The following is a 19,929-nucleotide window of genomic DNA, read 5'->3' on the forward strand; positions in this document are numbered from 1 at the left end:
GCCGCTGTGGCCTGTCGTTACTGCACGAGGTCAGATTAGATCCGCATCATAAAATTTAATCTATTCGATATCCGCACATACAAGATCCTTCTCGCATAATTTTCCAGTTCCAGCGATCTATCGTCCAGATATCTATCAGTATTTTTGAAAACAGATATCCATTTACATCGCGTTGACGGAAGTGCAGTCAGAAAGTCAGGCTTTTCACTGCCTGGCAGCGTTCTCCGGAAGGCTGATACCGCACGGGAACGGGCTGAACGCCGGCACCCGCTCGCGGTCGGGCATCGGACCCAGGTTGGCCCGGGCGTTCCGCTCCGCCCCAGGGTGCGCAGCGCGTGCCGGCACGGGCTCGGTCCTCCGGAAGGATCCGGCCAGCACCCGACCCGCCCGGCATATCGACCGCCGCGCCCCCGCCATGCGCCCGGCCCGCGGTGATCGTGAGGGTCACCGGACGGTCCGTGGCCTCGACCAGCGCGTCCATCGACAGGCTCGGGATGAGGCGACCCACGCCATCGGGTCGGCCGTCCTTCTTCGGGCGCGGGCGGCAAGCTGGCGAACCCGCACGCGAAGGCCAGCCGTCAGGGGCTCGCGATCCGGGAATGCGGGACGGCCATCTCGAAGCGGAGACCGCTTCCGTCGATGGTGCGCTCGAAGCGACCGCCCAGGCTGCGCTCGATCGTCTGCTTGAGCAGCCGCGATCCGAAGCCGGTCCCGTCGGCCTTGGGCACGTCCGGCGGCGCCGGCCCCTCCCGCCACGTCACGCGCACGTCGTCGCCGGCCAGCTGTCCCTGAACTCTCAGCGTCCCGCCGCCCGACAAGGCCCCGTACTTGGCCGAATTGGTGGCGAGCTCGTGGAAGATCATCGCGTAGTCGTTCAGCTTGCCCGAGGGGGCGACCACCGCATCATCGATGTCGATCTCGATGTTGGCGCCGGTCCGGTACGGCGCCAAGATGCGCTCGGCGAGGACGGCCATCGGAACGGTGCCGTCCTCGCCGTTCTGCGCGCGTGTCGCCAGGACGGTCGCCTCGTGCAGCACGCCGAATCGCCGCGACAGGTCCTCGGCGAACAGCGGCGCCGACTTGGCGTCCCGGGCGACGATGGACGTCAGCGCCCGCGCCACCGAGAACATGTTCGACACCCGGTGGGCGAGTTCGGCGGCCAGAAGCCGCTCGGCCTCCTCGGCCCGCTTCTGGTCGGTGATGTCGAGGAAGATGGCCTGGATCCAGTCTCCGACCCGGCCGGCATCCCCACCGACGCCGCGCGCCGAGATCCAGCGCGCGTCCGCCTCCTCGCCGATGCGGAAGTCGAACGAGTAAGGATGCGGGTCCCGCTCGCTGGCCGCCCATTTCTCAACCATTCCGGTGCGGTCGTCGGCGTTGACGCGCGCGAACAGCGCGTCGATGTCGACGACGGTCTCCGAGACGCCCCAGAACGCGCAGCACAGGCTGTCGAGGCGAGCCACCCGCCGGGCCGGCGACCACGCCCAGAGACCGACGCCGCCCCGGTGGATCGCGCCGGTGAAATTCGCCAGCGTCCAACCGTCGCTTGTCACTTCGAAACCCCCGTGCCTGCGCGCTTCAGGTGCATGCGGATCGGGACGACATGTCCGGTACGATGCCCGGGTATAACCCCCAGAGGACGTGCTGGCTCCGGCATAGCTTCGGCGCCGTTCTGTCGGCGTGAGCGTGTGGGGCGACACGCGCGCGCGTCGACGTGACCGGGACCGTCCGGACCTCCGGCGACTTTGCCCTCGGCGGCCTCGTCCAGAGCATCGGCGGCAACGGTGACATCCAGCCCGATGCCGGCGGCGCGGCCCGGTGGCCGGGGCGGTGACGGCGGCACCGTCACGGTGACCCAGGGCGGGACGATCGTCACGGAGGGCGACGATGCCCTGGGCCTCGTGGCGCAATCCTCAGCGCCGTCGACCGGATGACGTCAGTCTTCGCTACGCTGATGCTTGTCCACCGATGCCGTGTAGATCTCGTCGATCGCCTCGGCGAGCGCCGCATCGAATGCATCGCCGCTCATGCCGGCCGTCAGCCCCTCCGTGAGCGCGCGCGAGAAACTCGCGATCACGCCGTGGTTGCAGGCGAGCTTGGCGCAAGCTTCCTTCCGCGCGTAGCCCCCCGACAGCGCGACCACACGGGCCACCCGCGGATGACGGGTCAACGGCGCGTAGAGGTCCGTCACGTCCGGGAGGGTGAGCTTCAGCATCACCTGCCGGCCTTCGGGAAGAGCGTCGAGCCGCTGTGCCAGCGCCGCGAGAAGGAGCGCCTCGGCGCCGGGCTTGTCGGGGCTCTTGATGGAGACTTCCGGCTCGATGATCGGCACGAGCCCGTGCGACGCGATCCGGTCCGCGATCGCGAACTGCTGCTCCGCGACGGCGGCGATGCCGCGCTCGGACGGCATGTTGATGACCGAGCGCATCTTCGTGCCGTAGACCCCGAGCCGGACGGCGCGGTCGAGAAGCGCGTCGAGATCCGGCATCGGCTTCATCAGGCTCACGCCATCGTCTTCCGGAGCGAGCCCCTTGTCGACCTTGAGGAACGGCACGATCCCGCGTTCCTCCCAGAGGAAGGCCGGGACGGGCTTACCGGCGGCGCTGCCGTCCATCGTGCCCTCGAAGAGGATCGCACCCAGCACCTTCGCACCCGTGAAGGCGGCCGAGGTCATGATGCGCACGCGCATCGCGTGGATGAGCGCGAACATCTCGGCGTCGCCGGCATAGGTGTCGTCGGGGATGCCGTAGAGGCGCAGTGCGCCGGGGGTCGACCCGCCGCTCTGATCGAGCGCGGCGATGAAGCCGTCGGCCGCGACCCGATCCGCCATCTTATCGCGTAACATGGCCGTCACTCCACGATCGCACGCGCCACTGCCGGTCCCCGCGCGACCGACTTGATCACAAGTCTTCACCGAGCTCGTCAAGGTCAGCAGCCGGACCGCGGCGCCCGGCCGGTGACGACGGTCCGCGCGTCACCGCTCGCGCGGGCGAACGGTTGCGGACACGTCGCGGCCGAGAGACGGGGCGTCCCCCGCCGTCACCGTCCCGTCTCGTGCTCGCGTCCATTACCGACTCCGCGACGACCGTATTCTCGCGCTCCGATTCGAACCGCGCCTCCGACGAAGATCGAGCGATCTCGCGCCTCACCTGCCGAGAAGCACCGCCCCGCGAGTCCGGCTCAGAGATCCAGGGTCTTGCGGGCGAAACTCTCGATGTAGTCGACGAGCTTGTCCGACGCGGCGCCGGCCGCATCGATGTCCCACCGCGCGACCGCCTCGCACACGTCCGCGTGGAGGTTGGCGGTCAGCGGCAGGTCGGCCGCCTGCTTGTAGTGCTGGTACCAGAACCGGCGCGACAGGCCCGCCATGCTCTCCAGGGAGCGCACCGCGAACTCGTTGCGCGAGGCCGTCGCGATCAGCTCGTTGAACTGACGATCGAGCCGCATGAACGCCAGATCGTCGGACGCCGCGGCCGCGTCGCGCATGTCCTGCGCGAGCCCCGCGAAGACCTCGCGCTCCTCCCGGGTGGACCGCTCGGCGGCGAGGCGGGCGATCAGGCGCTCCAGGACGCGCCGCGTCTCCAGGAGACGCAGCTGCGTCCGCACGTTGATGTCCGAGACGAGGATCCCGCGCCGCGGCATGACCACGACGAGCCCGTCGCGGGCGAGCCGCTGCAGCGCTTCCCGGATCGGGGTGCGCCCGATCCCCAGCCGCTGAACCAGGTTCTGCTCGCCGAGCACGAGGCCGGGCGGGAGCACCAGCGTCGTGATCATCTCTTCCAGCTGCTGGTAGGCCCGGTCGGTCAGCGTCAGGTCGGGCAGATCGTCGGTGCCGCCCGGCCCGTCGGACGCCGCCTTCACGGCCCTGCGAGCCCGCTTCCCACCCCGCTCGGCAGCGCGGACGGAACTCGTCTTCCCGGTCACGAAATTCATGGACGACCCTCCCGCCCCGGCCGGGCCCGCACATACCGCAACCGTCAGCGTGCATGGGGCGACCCGCCGCGCCGTGCAAGTGCATACGTCTGATATATCTTGCGCATCTTAGTAATATCCTGCATGACGACTCGCCGCATACGAACATGAGGGAGGTTGAGCCATGGCAGGGCCTGTTGCGATTTCCGCCGGCGACATGCTGCCGGACCGGGTGGCCGCGGACGCCACCGCCCGCGCGGCGGGCGGGTCCGGCGCGCTGATCGCGGCGCGGCTCGAGCGGCTTCCGATGACCGCCTTCCAGCGCAACATCTTCCTCATCATCGCCACGGCGTGGTTCTTCGATTCGATCGATCTCGGCTCGCTCACCTTCCTCCTGGGCTCGATCAAGACCGAGTTCGGTCTGACGACCGCCCAGGCGGGGCTCCTGTCGAGCATGAGCTTCATCGGCATGTTCGCGGGCGCGGCCCTCTCGGGGATGCTCGCCGACCGGTTCGGGCGGAAGGTCGTCTTCCAGATCAGCATGGTGTTCTGGGGGCTCGGCAGCCTCTGGTGCGCTTACGCCCCGGACGCGACGATGCTGGGCTATGCCCGCCTGCTGCTCGGCTTCGGCATGGGCATGGAATTTCCGGTGGCGCTCGCCATCGTCTCGGAGTTCCTTCCGACGGCCAAGCGCGGCCGCTATCTCGCCGTCATGGAAGGGTTCTGGCCGCTCGGCTTCATCGCGGCCGGCTGCCTCAGCTACGTGCTGCTCAGCCACTTCGACTGGCGCGCGGTGTTCCTCGCGCAGGCCGTGCCGGCGCTGTTCCTGTTCGCGATCCGCTTCCTCGTGCCGGAATCGCCCCGCTGGCTCGCGGATCGCGGCCGCCACGCGGAGGCCGACCGGGTGATGGCGCAGATCGAGCGCAAGGTCGCCCTGCGGCTCGACGGGCGTCCGCTGCCCGAGCCGCACGTTCTGCCGGAGCCGGCCCGGGGCGAGCGGCGCTTCTCGTTCCTGGAACTCTGGAGCCCCGGCTACGCCAGCCGCACGGTGATGATCTGGCTGACGTGGTTCTTCGCCCTGCTGGGCTTCTACGGCCTCACCACTTGGCTCGGCGCGCTCCTGCAGGAGGCGGGCTACAGCGTCGCCAAGTCGGTCACCTACACGATCCTGATCTCGCTCGCGGGCGTGCCGGGCTTCATCGCCTCGGCGATCCTCGTCGAGCGCTGGGGCCGCAAGCCCACGGCGGTCCTGATGCTCCTGGGGAGCGCCGTCGCGGCCTACCTCTACGGGCACTCGCCGTCGTTCGGCTGGCTCATCGCCTACGGACTGATGATGCAGTTCTTCCTGTTCGGCATGTGGTCGGTGCTCTACGCCTACACGCCCGAACTCTACCCGACGCGGGCCCGCGCCACCGGGGCCGGCTGCGCCTCGGCCATCGGCCGCGTCGGCTCGCTCATCGGGCCCTTCGCCATAGGCCTCATCCTGCCGGTTCTCGGCCACGGCGGCGTCTTCGCCCTGGGCGCCGGCTCGTTCGTCATCGCCGCCGCGAGCGTCGGCTTCCTGGGCATCGAGACCAAGGGCAAGTCCCTCGAGACCATCTCGCACTGACCGGACCGGCCCCGACCGGGCGGCGGCGCCGTCGCCCGGTCAGGTTGACGACTGATATATCAACGGTATCTCTAAACGGGCAGATCCCGGTTGGGGCGCATCGTCATCCCCTTCCCAGCAAGGAGACGCACCATGGAACTCGCCAACACCCGCATGAGCGAACGGCAGCGGAACTACCGCGCCAATTATCGCCAGCGCGTGGCCGGCTGGTACAACGGCTTCCTGCACATCGCGATCATCTACACGATCGGCCTCACGGCCCTGTACATCTACGTCTCGAACATCCACGCGCCGAGCTGGATCGAACTCGCGACGGTCCCGGTCGTGTTCCTGTTCTGCAATTTCTTCGAGTGGTGGCTCCACCGCTACGTGATGCATCGGCCGCAGAGCAATCCGATCGGGCGGGCCGTCTACAATCGGCACACGCTGCAGCATCACCAGTTCTTCACCGACCACGAGATGCGCTTCGCCGACCACCGGGACTACCGGGTGACATTCTTCCCGCCCTACGCGCTGGCGACGTTCACGCTGATGTCGATCCCCGGCGCCATCGTGCTCGGCAACATCTTCACGCCCAATGTCGGGTGGCTGTTCATCACTACGACGACCAGTATCTACATGATCTACGAGTTCATGCACTTCTGCTGCCATGTCGAGGAGAACTGGTTCGTCCGCAACATGCCGTTCATCAACACGAACCGGCGGCACCACACGGCCCACCACGACCAGTCGATCATGATGGAGCGGAACATGAACCTGACGTTCCCGATCATGGACTGGCTGTTCGGCACCTCGGACCTGAACCGCGGTCTCCTCGGAACGCTCTTCAACGGCTACGACACGCGCCACGTGAAGACCGACATGCGCAAGACCGCGCGCACGCCCGGCGCCCCCGAGCCCCGCGCGATGCAGCCCGCCGAGTAGTCCGCAGAGCAGCCCGCAGAGCAGTTCGCCGAAACCGGAGCCTCGCCATGGACATGATCGAACCGAACGTCGCCGCGCTGGCGTGGTTCGCCCTCTTCGCCGGGATCGCCTGCACCGGCTTCTACGTGCTGGCCGGGATGTTCCCGCTGGAGACCCGCCCCGACCTGAGGGCGCGTCCCCTCGGCCGCGCGCTGATCGCGGCCGACGTGCTCCTGCTCGCGGCGCTAACCGGCGGGATGCTCGCCTACGGGGTCGCCGAGCTCCGCTGGTCGAGCCTCGTGATCGTGGGCGGCTTCGCCGTGCTGTTCGCGCCCGGCCTGTTCAACCTCTGGCCCCAGCGCTGGCGCGACGGCGTCGCGGGCTTGGCGATCGTGCTCGCCGCCCTCTGCGGCGCCCTCGGCCTGCTGCAGCAGGTCGGCGCCGTCTTCGTCCTCTGACCCGCACGCGCGATCCGGGAGGGATCCGATGCCGTTTCCGATCAAGTTCGGCCTGTCCGTCGCCGTCGCGCTCGCGGCGCTCGCCGGCTGGTTCTACATGGGCCATCTCGGCCAGACCGGGCCGCGCTGGGCCGTGGCCTTCCTCGGCCCGTTCATGGTGGTCAGCCTCTGGATCTTCCCCGAGGTGATGCGCAACCGCTCCGACGGGCGCACCCCGCGCCACCGGATCCGGGAGGCGCGGTGATGGACAAGGTCTATGCCGGGGACCGGACGATCGACGGGATCGTCGTCACGGTGAACGGGGCGCCGCTGCCGGATCGGGTCGAGGCCAAGTGCTACTCCCGGAAGGGCTTCGAGTGGAGCTACGAAGGTCCCGAGCCGTCGCAGCTCGCCTACGCGATCCTGTTCGACCATCTCGGCGATGCGGCGGAAGCGGAGCGCCTGCAGCCGCGATTCATGCGCGGCGTCGTGGCCAACTTCCAGAACGCGTGGGAGATGACGACGGCCGACATCGCCCGCGTCCTGGAGCGCCTCGATTCGGGTGGCGCGGCGCGGTCGGGCTGAGACCCGCGGCGGGGCTCCCTCCGCCGGCGCCCGTCGAGCCTCCGCCGCGTTTCGAAGCGGGCCCGGCTGTGCCATGCTCCCCCGCCCGGGATCCTGTCGGAGCGAGGCCAGCATGTCCGACGACCGCTACCACAAGAAGCTGCTCGGCAACCGCCCGCTGCATCCCGAGACGCTGATGCTCGGCTACGGCTACGACCCGGCCCTGTCCGAGGGCGCGGTGAAGCCGCCGGTCTTCCTGACGTCGACCTTCGTCTTCACCTCGGCCGAGCACGGCAAGGCCTTCTTCGACTACGTCTCCGGGCGGCGCGAGCCGCCGGTCGGCGAGGCGGCGGGGCTCGTGTACTCGCGCTTCAATCACCCCAACAGCGAGATCGTCGAGGATCGGCTGGCCGTCTTCGAGGAGGCCGAGGCCGCCCTGGTCTTCTCCTCCGGGATGTCGGCGATCGCCACCACGATCCTCGCCTTCGCGCGGCCCGGCGACGCGATCCTGCACTCGCAACCCCTCTACGGCGGCACCGAGACGCTGATCGCCAGGACCCTGGCCGGATTCGGCATCGCGCCGTTCGGGTTCTCGGACGGTACCGACCCGGCGAGCGTGCGCGCCGCGGCCGACCGGGCGGCCGCGGCGGGACGCGTCAGCGTCGTCATGGTCGAGACACCCTCGAACCCGCTCAACACCCTCGTCGACCTCGGGCTCGTCCGGGCGGTGGCCGAGGAGATCGGTGCCCGGCAGGGCGGCGGCGCGCCGGTGGTGGTCTGCGACAACACCCTGCTCGGCCCCCTCTTCCAGCACCCGCTCCGCGACGGCGCCGACATCTCGGTCTATTCCCTGACGAAGTATGTCGGCGGCCACTCGGACCTGATCGCCGGCGCCGCCCTCGGCTCGGCAGCGCGGATGAAGCCGGTGCGGCTGCTGCGCTCGGCGATCGGGACCGGTCTCGACCCGCATTCCTGCTGGATGCTCGGGCGCTCCCTCGAGACCCTATCCCTGCGGATGAGCGCGGCCAACCGCAACGGCGAGATCGTCGGCCGGATGCTGGCGGCGCACCCGAAGGTGGCGCGCCTCCACCATCTCGCGCATCTCGAGCCCGGATCGCGGCAGGCGCAGGTCTACGCCCGGCAGTGCGCGGCGCCGGGCTCGACGTTCTCGTTCGACATCGTCGGCGGCGAGGCCGAGGCGTTCCGGGTTCTCAACGGCCTCCAGCTGTTCAAGCTCGCCGTGAGCCTGGGCGGAACGGAGTCGCTCGCGAGCCACCCGGCCTCCACGACCCATTCGGGCGTGCCGAAGGCGGTGCGCGACCGCCTCGGCATCACGGACGCGACGATCCGGGTGTCGATCGGGATCGAGCACCCGGACGATCTGGTCGCCGACCTCACGGCGGCTCTCGCCGTCCTGAGCTGAGCGGCGCCGCCCCCTTGACGGACGCGCAGGTCCGTCGTCCAATCGCGCTGCCAGCGCCAAGACACCCGGCCGATCTGGTCCATACAGCGACGCTATCGGCGACCGAAGCTGGAGACCGCTCGTTAACGACGCCCCGCAGTTCGGACGGTCGCCGCACCACATTGCGGGGACGGGACAGAATTGCGGCCGCGCGGAACTGGCCAGCGCAGGCCTTGCTTCCTAGTGTCTCGTCGCGAAACGCGACGGGACAATCGACGGACCTATGAATTCCGGAACCGGGACCCGGCTCGATACGCGGAGCGGCGCTCCGGGCACGCGCGTGGCCGCCGTGACCTTCGACCCGCGGGTCAAAGGTCTCACAGGGCTGGCGCTGAAGGGCTTCCTGCTCTCGATCGTGACCTTCGGTATTTACAGATTCTGGTATGTCACCAATCTGCGCCGCTTCTTCTGGGTGCGCACCGCGCTCGACGGCTCGCCCGCCGAGTATACCGGCACCGGCAAGGAACTGTTTCTCGGCTTCCTCGTCGCGCTCGCGATCCTCGTGCCGATCTACGTCGCTCTGTTCGCGGTCTCCCTCGTGGCGCCCGCCCTGGCCCCGTTCTCGGTGGTGATCTCCTTCGTGTTCCTGTTCCTCCTCGGGCAATTCGCGATCTATCGCGGGCGCCGCTACAGGGCGATGCGGACGCTCTGGCGCGGCATCCGCCTCGGGCAGGACGGATCGGGCCTCGCCTACGCGGCCCGCGCGGGCGGTTGGTGGCTGCTCACGCTCGTCACCTTCGGCCTGGCCTTCCCGTTCATGCGGGCGAGCCTGGAGCGCTACCGCATCGACCACACCCTGGTCGGCACCAGCCGGATGCACTCGACGGCGCGGGGACGCAGCGTGCTCGGTCCCTGGCTCTTGCTGTACGCGGTCGGGCTGGGGCCGCTGATCGGGCTCGGTGTCGCCCTCCTGATTGCGGTCGACTTCTCGCTGCCCACGGATCTCCTGGTGCCGAAGCCCGGCGGCAAGGCCGGCCAGACGATCCTCAACCCCGCCTACGCGGCCTCGAAGATCGGCATCCTCCTCCAGGCGATGGGCTTCGCGGCCGCGATCTGCGTGCCCGCGGCGCTGCTGCTGCTCCCGTACTACCGCGCCCGGGAGACGCGGGCATTCATGGGCGCCGCCAGCCTCGGTCACGCCCGCCTCGCCTCGAGCCTGAAGGCGCGGCAGTTCTACTGGCCGTACATCGTCTACATGGTGTCGCTCCTGGCCTTCCTGGCGGTGCTGGGCGTCGTCGCGGCCTTGCTGATCTTCGCCGCCCAGGCGGCGGGCGATCTCGGCATGCTCCACTGGCTCGTCGTCCTCGTCTACCTCGTCGGCGCGCCGCTCTTCGCGGTGCTCTACGTGCGGGTGGTCCAAGCCCGCCTGTGGGCAGCGGTCGCGACGAGCACGAGAGTGACGGATCCCGACGCGCTGGATGCCGTGCTCGCCTCGTCCCGCGGCGCCGGCAGCGGTCTGCAGGAGGGCCTCGCCGACGCGCTCGACGTCGGAGGCGCGCTCCAGATCGGCTTCTGACGCTTGACCCGCGCTTCCCAGGCGATCGACGCGACGCCGATCGAGGTCGCGGGCCGCTACTTCGACGGCGTCAGCGCGCGGGCACATCCCGTCACGCTGCGCCTCGACGACCGCCTCCGCGTCTCCGGGCCCGGCGTCGACCGGGACTGGAACCTGCTCGACATCCGCGCCGCCGTCGCGGTGCCGCCGCTGATGCGGATCGGTCCGGTCGGGGAGCCGGGCCGCGTCGAGTTCTCGGACGCGGCGCTCGCCGCCGCGCTCGCCGCGCTCTGCCCGGATCTCCACCGTCGGGAGCGCTCGGGCGGAACGGTGCGGCTCGTGCTCTGGTCTCTCGCGGCCGGTCTGTCGGTCCTGCTCGTGGCGGTCTTCGGCGTCCCGCAGATCGCCGGGCTGCTGGCTCCGCTGGTGCCGGACGCGGCCGAGTCGCGGCTCGGGGCGGTGGCGGAACCGCAGGTCCTGCGCTTCCTCGGCGACCCGCCGGCCTGCGCGGAACCGGCCGGGCGCGCGGCCCTCGACACGCTCGTGGCCCGCCTCGTCGCGGCCGGGCGGGCGGAGGGCGCACTGCCTCCGGGCCTGGCCGTGAGCGTGCGCCGGCACGGGACAGCCAACGCCTTTGCCCTGCCGGGCGCCCGCGTGATCGTGCTCTCGAGCCTCATCGCGCGGGCGCAGTCGGCCGACGAGGCCGCGGCGGTCCTGGCGCACGAGCTCGGACACGTCCGCCGACGCGATCCGACCCGCTCCCTCATCCGGGCCTCGGGCACCTCGTTCCTCCTGAGCCTCGTCCTCGGGGACCTGACCGGGTCGACCATCATCATCGCGCTGGGCGACGCGGTGCTCTCGGCCGGCTACAGCCGCGATGCCGAGCGGGCGGCGGACGCCTACGCGGTCGACCTGATGACCCGCGCGGGCGGCAACGGCGCGGCGCTCGCCGACATCCTGGAGCGCATCGCGAAGGACAAGCGCGACGGGACAAGCGATGCGCTGGACCTGCTGCGCAGCCACCCCGTCACGCGCGAGCGCGCCGCCGCGATCCGCGCCCAGGCGGGCCCTGCGGCCGCCGATCGACAGATCCTGTCCGAGGCCGCCTGGACCGCGCTCAGGGGCATCTGCGGGCCGAAGGCGACCGCTGCAGATCCGTAGGCTCGGCCCCGGCGGGGCATTCTCGCCGGTCGGCCGGCCGACTGAGATTCTGAGCAACTAATTGCTGTCGGATCCCCCTCCCCTCGGCTTCTGTGGCGCAGGCACAGCGGAGGAGCGGATGGCACAGGACGCGATCGGGATACCCAGCCCGCCTCCGTTCGACCCCGAGGCGATCCCGGAGGCGGTCACGCTCGCGCGCGGCGGGACCGGCCTCCGGCTGCAATGGCGCGACGGTCCGTCCGCGACCCTGTCGGCGGAGCGCCTGCGGCTGCGCTGCCGCTGCGCGTGGTGCACCCGCGACCGCCTCGAGCGGCGCTTTCCCGAGGCCGCTTCCGGCATCGCGGTCGCGCGGGTCGAACCGATGGGCGGCTACGCCGTGCACATCGCGTTCTCCGACGGCCATGCCCGCGGAATCTACCCCTGGACCTACCTGCGAACCCTCGTGGCCGAGGCCGTCGACGGCCCGCCCGGCGCGGCGCAGGCCGCCTGACCGCGGGATCCGATCCTCCGGGGATCCCACACGCCCCGCCCCTGACTGACGCGAGATCTTGCCATGAACGCGTTCGACTCCGCGACGAAGACCGAGATCATCGAGGCCGACATCCTGGTGATCGGCGGCGGCACCGGCGGCCCGATGGCCGCGATCAAGGCCAAGGAGGCCGATCCGAAGCTCCGCGTCGTCCTGATGGAGAAGGCCAACGTCAAGCGCTCGGGCGCGATCAGCATGGGCATGGACGGCCTGAACAACGCCGTCGTGCCGGGCTACGCGACCCCCGAGCAGTACGTGAAGGAGATCACCGTCGCGAACGACGGCATCGTCAATCAGAAGGCGGTGATGGCCTACGCGCAGGGGTCGTTCCCGATGATCCAGTACCTCGACAGGCTCGGGGTCAAGTTCGAGAAGGACGGCTCCGGCGAGTACAACATGCGCAAGGTCCACCACATGGGGACCTACGTGCTGCCGATGCCGGAAGGGCACAACGTCAAGAAGGTCCTGTACCGGCAGCTCCGCCGCCTCCAGGTCGGCGTGACGAACCGGTACATGGCGACGCGCCTGCTGAAGGGCGCGGACGGGCGCATCGCCGGAGCGATCGGCGTCAACACCCGCACCTCCGAGTTCCTGGTGGTGAAGGCCAAGGCGGTGATCCTCGCCTGCGGGGCCGCCGGCCGTCTCGGGTTGCCGGCCTCCGGCTACCTGTTCGGGACCTACGAGAACGCGGCGAACTGCGGCGACGGCTACGCGATGGCCTACCACGCGGGCGCGCAGCTCGCGAACCTCGAGTGCTACCAGATCAACCCGCTGATCAAGGACTATAACGGCCCGTCCTGCGCCTACGTCACCGGCCCGTTCGGCGGGTACACGGCCAACAATCGCGGCGAGCGCTTCATCGAATGCGATTACTGGTCCGGACAGATGATGCTGGAGTTCTGGCGCGAGCTGCAGGGCGGCAACGGCCCGGTCTTCCTCAAGATGGACCATCTGCGCGAGGAGACGATCTCCGAGATCGAGACGATCCTGCACTCGAACGAGCGCCCCTCCCGCGGTCGCTTCCACGAGCGGCGCGGCACCAATTACCGCCGGCGTCCCGTGGAGATGCACATCTCCGAGATCGGCTTCTGCTCGGGCCACTCGGCCTCGGGCGTCTTCGTCGACGAGTTCGCGCGCACGACCGTCCCCGGCCTGTACGCGGTCGGCGACATGGCGAGCGTGCCGCACAACTACATGCTGGGCGCTTTCGTGAACGGCGGCATCGCCGGGGCCGACGCCGCCGCCTACTGCACGGCCAACGCCCTCGCCGACCATGACCCGGCGGACATCGCCGCCGAGCGCGAACGGGTCCTGGCGCCGACCCGGCGCGTCGACGGGCTGACCCCGCACGAGATGGAGTTCAAGACCCGCCGCTTGGTGAACGACTATCTCGAGCCGCCGAAGGTGACGGCGAAGATGGAGCTCGGCCAGCGCCGCTTCGCCGAGATCCGCGAGGACCTCGACCTCCTCTGCGCCCGCGACCCGCACGAGCTGCACCGGGCGCTCGAGATGCAGACGATCCTCGACTGCGCCGACATGGCGGCGGCCGCCTCGCTCTACCGGACCGAGAGCCGCTGGGGATTTTACCACCTGCGCGTCGATTACCCGGAGACGAACGACGCCGAGTGGGCCTGCCACACGGTGCTGTTCAAGGACGGCCGGGGCCGGATGGCCCACGCGAAGCGCGCCGTCGACCCGTTCATCGTGCCGGTCGCCGCCGAGGAGATGGGCGCCTACCACCAGCTCCGCATCAAGACCCCGGCCGCCGCCGAGTAAACCCGCCCCGCACCGGAGATCGATCCATGCCGATCATCAATCAGGCCAGCAGCGCCGCGGTCGTCATCGACGACGCCAAGTGCATCGCCGAGAAGGGCTGCCGCGTCTGCGTCGACGTCTGCCCGCTCGACATCCTCGCGATCGATGAGACCCGGCAGAAGGCGTACATGAAGTACGACGAGTGCTGGTACTGCATGCCCTGCGAGGTCGACTGCCCGACGAACGCGGTCAAGGTCAATATTCCCTACCTGCTGCGCTGAGGCCGACCATGAGCCCCGTGTTCGATTCCTTCGACGACGATCTCGACGACGTCGCCGAGCGGTGCGCGAGTGCCGACGCCGGCGTCCGGCGCGTCGCCATGATGGAGCTCGCGGAATCCGTCGGCCCAGCGGCGAAGGTCCTGCTCCTAAAGGGACTCGGCGATCCCGACGCGGCCGTCCGCGCCGCGGCGGCCAAGGCTCTGGACGAGCACGACGGCGCGGACGTCGTCGAGGGCCTCGTGCGGTCCCTGGAGGACGCCGACGAGGCCGTGCGCCGCACCGCCGCCGACACCCTGGCCGAGAAGAAGGAGCCGGCCTGCGGGCCGCTCCTGATCGAGCGCGCCGCACATGCCGACCCCTTCGTGCAGGCCTCCGCCCTGCGGGCCCTGCGCGAGCTCGTCCTGCCGGACGCCCTGTCGGCCGCGCTGAAGGCGCTCCAGAGCCCGGCCCCGGAGGTGCGCCGCGAGGGGCTCGGCGTCATCGGCTATCTCAAGGCCGAGGAGGCGCTGCCGGCGCTGATCGCCACCGCCGGCGATCCCGACCCGTCGGTCCGGCGCGCCACGATGGCGGCGCTGGTCTTCCTGCGCGCCGGCGGCCCGGGCATCGCCACGCTGCTCGCCGGCCTGTCCGACGAGAACTGGCAGGTGCGCGAGGAGGCGGCCGTCTCCTGCGCCAAGATCCGGCTGCCCGAGGCGACGTCGCCCCTGATCGCCGTGATGGACGATCCCGTCTGGCAGGTCCGCACCAAGGCGGCCAATGCCCTGGGCCGGATCCGGGCGCCGGCGGCCGTCGAGATCCTGGGCCGGGCGCTGACCTCCGACATCAGCAATTTGCGCAAGGAGGCGGCCGCGGCCCTCGGCGAGATCGCCGACCCGCGGGGCCTGTCGGCCCTGGAGGCGGCGTCCGACGATCCCGATCCCGACGTGCGCAAGCTCATCCACTGGGCGATCGGCCGCTGTCAGGGCCGCCCCTGATCGATCCGGCCGTCACGGCCTCGTCGCGGCGCCGCATCCTCCGGGTGCGGCGCCGCTTCACGTCCGCTCGGCTCCGGGATATCCAGACGCTGCCGGTGCCGGCGGCCAGTTTAGAGCTGGTACAGGGTTTGCTGCGCCGCGATCGGTAGGATGTCGGAGGCGGCAATGCAGACCACGGCGCCGATTCGCCCGTCTCAGGCCCCGGCGGGGGTCCAGAGCCAGGCGAGCGCCCTCCTGCTGTCCGAGGCCGCGCCCAGCGCCGGAACCGGCCAGCGCCCCCTGCTCGACGGGCTGACGGAGCGCGAGGTCGCCCTCGTGCTGGAGAAGGGCCGGCGCCGCGTGCTCTACCGCGGCGCGACCCTGTTCACGCAGGAGACGCCCAACGACGGGATCTGGATCGTCGAGAGCGGCCGTATCCGGGTCTTCTACGCCGCGCCGTCCGGTCGCGAGATCACGCTGGCCTACTGGTATCCCGGCAACTTCGTCGGCGGTCCCGACGTGTTCGGCGCCGGCCTTCACAAATGGTCGGGCATGGCGGCGAGCAATTCCAGCGTGCTGCACCTGCCCGCCAAGGCGCTCCGACAGCTCGTGACCCAGATCCCGGCGCTCGCGATCGGCGTCATCGACGGCCTGACCTTCAAGGGCCGCTGCTACTCGACCCTGGCGCAGATGCTCGGGACCCGCTCGATCACCGAGCGCCTCGCCCACCTGCTCCTGCACCTGTGCGACCTCTACGGTGTCGCGGAGGAGGACGGGACGGTGATCGCCGCGACCTTCACGCACGCCGACCTCGCCCACATGGTCGGCGCCACAAGGCAATGGGTGACGATCAGCCTGAAGCGGCTCTCGGAGCAGGGCGTCCTCGTGACGCGGCGCACGCAGATCGTCGTGCTGCGTCCCGACATCCTCGCGGCGATGCGCGGCGGCGAGGAATGCGCCTAAAACGCGAGCGTCCCGCACAAAACCGCAGCACATCCGCAGCCGCTCGACGTTTTTGCGCAACTAATCGACCCGCAGGCGTCCTCGGCATTTGATCGGACGCGCCGCAGCGCCCGATCATGCCGTCGATGTCTTCGCGACATCGGGCCGAAATGTTGGAGCGGGCGATGACTGGACGATTTCCCGGGCTCAGATCGGTCTCCGCTCTCGCGCTCCTCGCACTGGCGGGCGCCGGGATCGCGAAGCCGGCTCGCGCCGAGACCCTCACCGTCGGCATCGGCACGCAGGACACGACGACCAACACCGCGACGGTCGGCGTGGTGATCCGCCAGCTCAAGCTGCTGGAGAAGTATCTGCCCAAGACCGGCAAGTACGCCGGCACGACGATCCAGCTCGACTGGCAGAACTTCACGTCCGGGCCGCCGGTCACGAACGGCATGATGGCCGGGAAGCTGCAGTTCGGCGCGATGGGCGATTACCCGCTCGTCGTCAACGGCGCCACCTTTCAGAACAATCCGGAGAGCCGATCGCGGCTGATCGCTGTCGCCGCCTACAATCTCGACGGATCCGGCAACGGGATCGTGGTCAACAAGGCCTCCGAATACTTCTCCTTCGAGGACCTGAAAGGCAAGGTCGTCAGCGTGCCGTTCGGCTCGGCGGCCCACGGCATGGTCCTGAAGGCGCTGCAGGACAAGGGCTACCCGGCCACCTATTTCCGCCTCGTCAGCCAGAGCCCCGAGGTCGGATCGACCAATCTCCAAGAGCAGAAGATCGACGCCCACGCCGATTTCGTCCCCTTCGCCGAGTTGCTGCCGTTCCGCGGCTTCGCGCGCAAAGTGTTCGATGGCGTCGAGACCAACCTCCCGACCTGGCACGGCGTCGTCGTGCGCTCCGACTTCGCGGACCGCTACCCCGAGATCGTCGAGGCGTACCTGAAGGCCGTTCTCGACGCCGACGCCTGGGTCAAGGCCGACCCGAAACGCGCCGCCGAGCAGATCGCGGCCTGGACCGGCACCGACAAGGAGGTAGTCTACATCTTTCTCGGGCCCGGCGGGATCATGACCCTCGATCCCACGATCAAGCCCCAGCTGGTCGAAGCCGCCCGCGAGGACGTCAAGGTCCTGCAGCGGCTCGACCGGATCAAGGCCTTCGACGTCGGTCCGTGGGTCGACGAGGGGCCGCTGCGCAAGGTCTTCGCCGAGCGCGGCCTGGACTACGCGCAGCAGCGCGCGAGCACCGCCAATTACGAGGTGCGCGGCGAGGACACGTACTGCAAGAGGCCGATCACCGAGCCGCGCAAGGCCGGCGAGATCTGGGTGAAGGGCGGGGCGATCCAGCCCTACGCGAGCGCGGCCTGCACGCTCGGCGCGCTCAACGAGATGAAGTCCAAGGGACAGGCCGTCGACGTCGCCTACGTCTTCGACTCGGTCCGCGGCGTCAAGCTGTTCGCCCGGGAGGCCTTCTACGTCGTCGACGGCAAGGGCGGCATCGCGCCGTTCCTGCTGAAGCAGGACGCAGAGGCCGCGGCGCGGGGCGGCGGCACGGTGATGCCCTACGACGAGGCCCTCAAGGCCGCTGTGACCGGAGGCTAGAACCGCATGGACGCTGTCGCCCTCCGGCCCGCCGCCGAGTCGCGCCCGCCCCGAGCGGCGCCCCTGCCGCCGCCGGCCCCGTCGGCCTCTCCCGCGACGAGCCGCGTGCGCCGCTGGCTGCGGCTGCACCGCGGCGCGTTCCGGGCCGCGCTGATCGGGCTCGCCTCCCTGATCGTGTTCGTCGCGCTCTGGCAGTATCTGACTGCGAACCGCGTCACCCTCTACGTGCGGTTCCTGAATATCCCGACGCCGATGGACGTCCTGGGCCGTGCGGCGATCGCCCTGCGCAGCCCGAACTTCGGCGACCACGTGCTCATCTCCTGCCGCCGGATCCTCTTCGGATTCCTCCTCGCCGGCGGCGTCGCCGTGCCGCTCGGGCTTCTCATGGGGCGGTACCGCCTCCTGCGGGAGATCGCCTTCCCGATCTGCGAGGTGCTGCGGCCGATCCCGGCGATCGCCTGGGTGCCGATGGCGATCATGCTCTGGCCGACCAACGAGGGCTCGATCGTCTTCATCACCTTCCTGGGCTCGTTCTTCCCGATCCTGATCAACACGCTCCAGGGCATGGTCCAGGTCGACCCGGTCCTGGTGCGGGCGGCACGGTGCCTCGGCGCCCGGGAAGCGGCGGTGTTCCGCGAAGTCTACCTGCCGGCCTCGCTGCCGCAGATCTTCACCGGGCTGACGGTCGGCATGGGCGTGGCCTGGGTCTCGCTGATCGCCGCCGAGATGATCTCCGGCCAGTTCGGCATCGGCTACTTCACCTGGGAAGCCTACTCGCTGGTCCAGTACCCGGACATCGCCCTCGGCATGATCACGATCGGGCTGCTCGGCCTCGGTTCCAGCTTCGCGATCCGGCTCGTCGGCCGCCTCGTCATGCCCTGGGCCGCGGCCCGCTAGGCCTCGGCCGCCCGGCGCGGCCCTCGCCGGAACGGTCCTCCACGCACGTCACCATTCGGGAGCTTGCCATGGCCGAGCCGAGCCGGGGCCTGATCGAGGTCAGCGACTTCTGCCTGCGCTACGAGACGATGGAGGGGTCCGTCGAGGCCGTCTCGAACGCCTCGCTCACCGTTCAGCCCGGCGAGTTCGTGTCGATCATCGGGCCCTCGGGCTGCGGGAAGTCGACGCTGCTCAACGCGCTGGCCGGCTTCCTCAAGCCGTCGTCCGGGCGGGTCACCGTCGACGGCGAGGCGATCGCGGGCCCCAGCGCGGACCGCGGCATGATATTCCAGCAATACTCGCTCTTCCCCTGGAAGACGGTGCGCGAGAACGTCGAGTTCGGCCTGAAGATGAAGGGCGTCCGGCGGAGCGAGCGCGAGCGGCAGGCGCGGACGCTCCTCGGCCTCGCCGGGCTCACGGCGTTCGAGAACCACTATCCGGACCGTTTGTCCGGCGGGATGAAGCAGCGCGTCGGCATCGTGCGCGCGCTCGCCACCGGACCGCGCATCCTGCTGCTGGACGAGCCGTTCGGCGCCCTCGACGCGCAGACGCGGCTGATCATGCAGCAGATCCTCACCAACATGTGGCAGCGCTTGAAGATCTCGGTCCTGTTCGTGACCCACGACATCGACGAGGCGATCTTCCTCTCCGACCGCGTCTACGTGATGACCGCCCGTCCCGGGAGCATCAAGGCCGAGGTCGTGGTGCCCCTCCCCCGCCCGCGACAGCCGGCCCTGACCCTGTCGTCGGAGTTCCTGGCGCTGCGCCGGGGTCTGATGTCGCTGATCCGCGAGGAGAGCATCCGCGCGATGGGCGGCGAGGTCAGCGCCGAGGCGATGAAGGGGCTGGCGATCGATCTCGAGGGCCAGGATCTGCCCGCGCTGCTCTGACCGGTGCACCGAGGTGCGAAGACATGACCTACGTCGTCACAGAGAACTGCATCCGCTGCAAGTACACCGACTGCGTCGAGGTCTGCCCGGTCGACTGCTTCTACGTCGGCGAGACCATGCTGGTGATCAACCCGGACGAGTGCATCGACTGCGGTGTCTGCGAGCCGGAATGCCCGGCCGATGCCATCAAGGCCGACACCGAACCGGATATGGCGGGCTGGAAGACCTTCAACGCCAAGTACGCCGATCTCTGGCCCAACATCACCGAGAAGACCGAGCCGGCCGACGACGCCGCGGCCTGGGACGGCCGGGACGGCAAGCTGCTCGACCTGTTCGGAACTGCCGATCCGGCGTCCGCCTGACCGAGGACTGATCCGTCGATGAGCAAGTTCTACGAGGAGCGCGTTCTGTCGGTCCATCACTGGACCGACAACCTGTTCTCGTTCCGCACGACGCGGGATCCGGCGTTCCGGTTCCGCAACGGCGAGTT

General features: G+C 69.7%; 21 protein-coding genes and 1 pseudogene. 19 read left to right on the top strand and 3 right to left on the bottom strand.

All coding sequences use genetic code 11. The annotated features are described in order from the left end of the window. Window positions 1-578: 578 nt before the first annotated feature. A complete protein-coding gene (locus ACLBXO_RS03530; RefSeq protein WP_331317320.1) occupies window positions 579-1,553 on the bottom strand; it encodes a sensor histidine kinase in 975 nt (324 codons plus the stop codon). A 231-nt stretch (window positions 1,554-1,784) separates the two neighbouring features. On the opposite strand from ACLBXO_RS03530, the gene ACLBXO_RS03535 reads away from it, so the two are divergent. Next, on the top strand, window positions 1,785-1,934 hold the full coding sequence (locus tag ACLBXO_RS03535; RefSeq protein ID WP_331317318.1) for a hypothetical protein: 150 nt from the start codon (window positions 1,785-1,787) through the stop codon (window positions 1,932-1,934). A 2-nt stretch (window positions 1,935-1,936) separates the two neighbouring features. Here ACLBXO_RS03535 and ACLBXO_RS03540 read toward each other — a convergent pair whose 3' ends face one another. Both ACLBXO_RS03540 and ACLBXO_RS03545 read right to left on the bottom strand, forming a co-directional pair. Further along, window positions 1,937-2,845 (bottom strand): fructose bisphosphate aldolase, encoded by a 909-nt coding sequence (locus tag ACLBXO_RS03540; protein ID WP_331318613.1) that lies wholly within the window; start codon window positions 2,843-2,845, stop codon window positions 1,937-1,939. Between the two features lie 335 nt (window positions 2,846-3,180). Beyond that, entirely contained in the window at window positions 3,181-3,933 is a 753-nt protein-coding gene (locus ACLBXO_RS03545) for a GntR family transcriptional regulator (protein ID WP_447684525.1), read from the bottom strand. A 163-nt stretch (window positions 3,934-4,096) separates the two neighbouring features. On the opposite strand from ACLBXO_RS03545, the gene ACLBXO_RS03550 reads away from it, so the two are divergent. The 18 genes and pseudogenes from ACLBXO_RS03550 to ACLBXO_RS03635 form a co-directional block, all read left to right on the top strand. After that, window positions 4,097-5,521 carry an MFS transporter gene (locus tag ACLBXO_RS03550; protein ID WP_331317315.1) on the top strand — a complete coding sequence of 475 codons (1,425 nt, stop codon included), beginning with the start codon at window positions 4,097-4,099 and terminating at the stop codon, window positions 5,519-5,521. Window positions 5,522-5,653: 132 nt separating this feature from the next. Continuing rightward, window positions 5,654-6,445: a sterol desaturase family protein gene (locus tag ACLBXO_RS03555; protein ID WP_331317314.1), complete on the top strand. Its 792-nt coding sequence runs from the start codon at window positions 5,654-5,656 to the stop codon at window positions 6,443-6,445. A gap of 47 nt (window positions 6,446-6,492) precedes the next feature. Beyond that, window positions 6,493-6,882 (top strand): hypothetical protein, encoded by a 390-nt coding sequence (locus ACLBXO_RS03560; RefSeq protein WP_331317312.1) that lies wholly within the window; start codon window positions 6,493-6,495, stop codon window positions 6,880-6,882. Window positions 6,883-6,910: 28 nt separating this feature from the next. Beyond that, a complete protein-coding gene (locus ACLBXO_RS03565) occupies window positions 6,911-7,126 on the top strand; it encodes a hypothetical protein (RefSeq protein ID WP_020095789.1) in 216 nt (71 codons plus the stop codon). Beyond that, window positions 7,126-7,446, top strand: coding sequence for a DUF6166 domain-containing protein (locus ACLBXO_RS03570; protein WP_331317311.1), 321 nt, complete (start codon window positions 7,126-7,128; stop codon window positions 7,444-7,446). Before ACLBXO_RS03565 ends, ACLBXO_RS03570 begins: the two co-directional genes overlap by 1 nt. A 112-nt stretch (window positions 7,447-7,558) precedes the next feature. Beyond that, entirely contained in the window at window positions 7,559-8,848 is a 1,290-nt protein-coding gene (locus ACLBXO_RS03575) for a cystathionine gamma-synthase family protein (RefSeq protein ID WP_331317310.1), read from the top strand. A gap of 262 nt (window positions 8,849-9,110) precedes the next feature. Next, the gene (locus tag ACLBXO_RS03580; protein WP_447684526.1) at window positions 9,111-10,403 is read left to right on the top strand and encodes a YjgN family protein; all 1,293 of its coding nucleotides are present in this window, start codon (window positions 9,111-9,113) and stop codon (window positions 10,401-10,403) included. Between the two features lie 3 nt (window positions 10,404-10,406). After that, on the top strand, window positions 10,407-11,543 hold the full coding sequence (locus tag ACLBXO_RS03585; protein ID WP_447684527.1) for a M48 family metallopeptidase: 1,137 nt from the start codon (window positions 10,407-10,409) through the stop codon (window positions 11,541-11,543). Window positions 11,544-11,661: 118 nt separating this feature from the next. Further along, window positions 11,662-12,033 carry a DUF971 domain-containing protein gene (locus ACLBXO_RS03590; RefSeq protein ID WP_447684528.1) on the top strand — a complete coding sequence of 124 codons (372 nt, stop codon included), beginning with the start codon at window positions 11,662-11,664 and terminating at the stop codon, window positions 12,031-12,033. Window positions 12,034-12,096: 63 nt separating this feature from the next. After that, on the top strand, window positions 12,097-13,848 hold the full coding sequence (locus ACLBXO_RS03595) for a fumarate reductase/succinate dehydrogenase flavoprotein subunit (protein WP_447684529.1): 1,752 nt from the start codon (window positions 12,097-12,099) through the stop codon (window positions 13,846-13,848). A 26-nt stretch (window positions 13,849-13,874) separates the two neighbouring features. Next, a complete protein-coding gene (locus ACLBXO_RS03600) occupies window positions 13,875-14,108 on the top strand; it encodes a 4Fe-4S dicluster domain-containing protein (RefSeq protein ID WP_020095796.1) in 234 nt (77 codons plus the stop codon). An 8-nt stretch (window positions 14,109-14,116) separates the two neighbouring features. Beyond that, window positions 14,117-15,082, top strand: a complete 966-nt coding sequence (locus ACLBXO_RS03605) for a HEAT repeat domain-containing protein (protein WP_447684530.1) — start codon at window positions 14,117-14,119, stop codon at window positions 15,080-15,082. Window positions 15,083-15,247: 165 nt separating this feature from the next. Then, window positions 15,248-16,024 (top strand): Crp/Fnr family transcriptional regulator, encoded by a 777-nt coding sequence (locus ACLBXO_RS03610; RefSeq protein ID WP_331317299.1) that lies wholly within the window; start codon window positions 15,248-15,250, stop codon window positions 16,022-16,024. A 164-nt stretch (window positions 16,025-16,188) separates the two neighbouring features. After that, window positions 16,189-17,613 carry an ABC transporter substrate-binding protein gene (locus ACLBXO_RS03615; RefSeq protein WP_447684531.1) on the top strand — a complete coding sequence of 475 codons (1,425 nt, stop codon included), beginning with the start codon at window positions 16,189-16,191 and terminating at the stop codon, window positions 17,611-17,613. Window positions 17,614-17,619: 6 nt separating this feature from the next. After that, window positions 17,620-18,510, top strand: a complete 891-nt coding sequence (locus ACLBXO_RS03620; protein ID WP_447684532.1) for an ABC transporter permease — start codon at window positions 17,620-17,622, stop codon at window positions 18,508-18,510. Window positions 18,511-18,578: 68 nt separating this feature from the next. Next, the gene (locus tag ACLBXO_RS03625; RefSeq protein ID WP_447684533.1) at window positions 18,579-19,439 is read left to right on the top strand and encodes an ABC transporter ATP-binding protein; all 861 of its coding nucleotides are present in this window, start codon (window positions 18,579-18,581) and stop codon (window positions 19,437-19,439) included. 23 nt (window positions 19,440-19,462) lie between these two features. Next, window positions 19,463-19,801, top strand: coding sequence for a ferredoxin FdxA (gene fdxA, locus ACLBXO_RS03630; RefSeq protein ID WP_331317292.1), 339 nt, complete (start codon window positions 19,463-19,465; stop codon window positions 19,799-19,801). Between the two features lie 18 nt (window positions 19,802-19,819). Beyond that, window positions 19,820-19,929: pseudogene (locus ACLBXO_RS03635) on the top strand (ferredoxin--NADP reductase); the annotation flags it as partial.

It is taken from the genome of Methylobacterium sp. C33D, assembly GCF_053345825.1.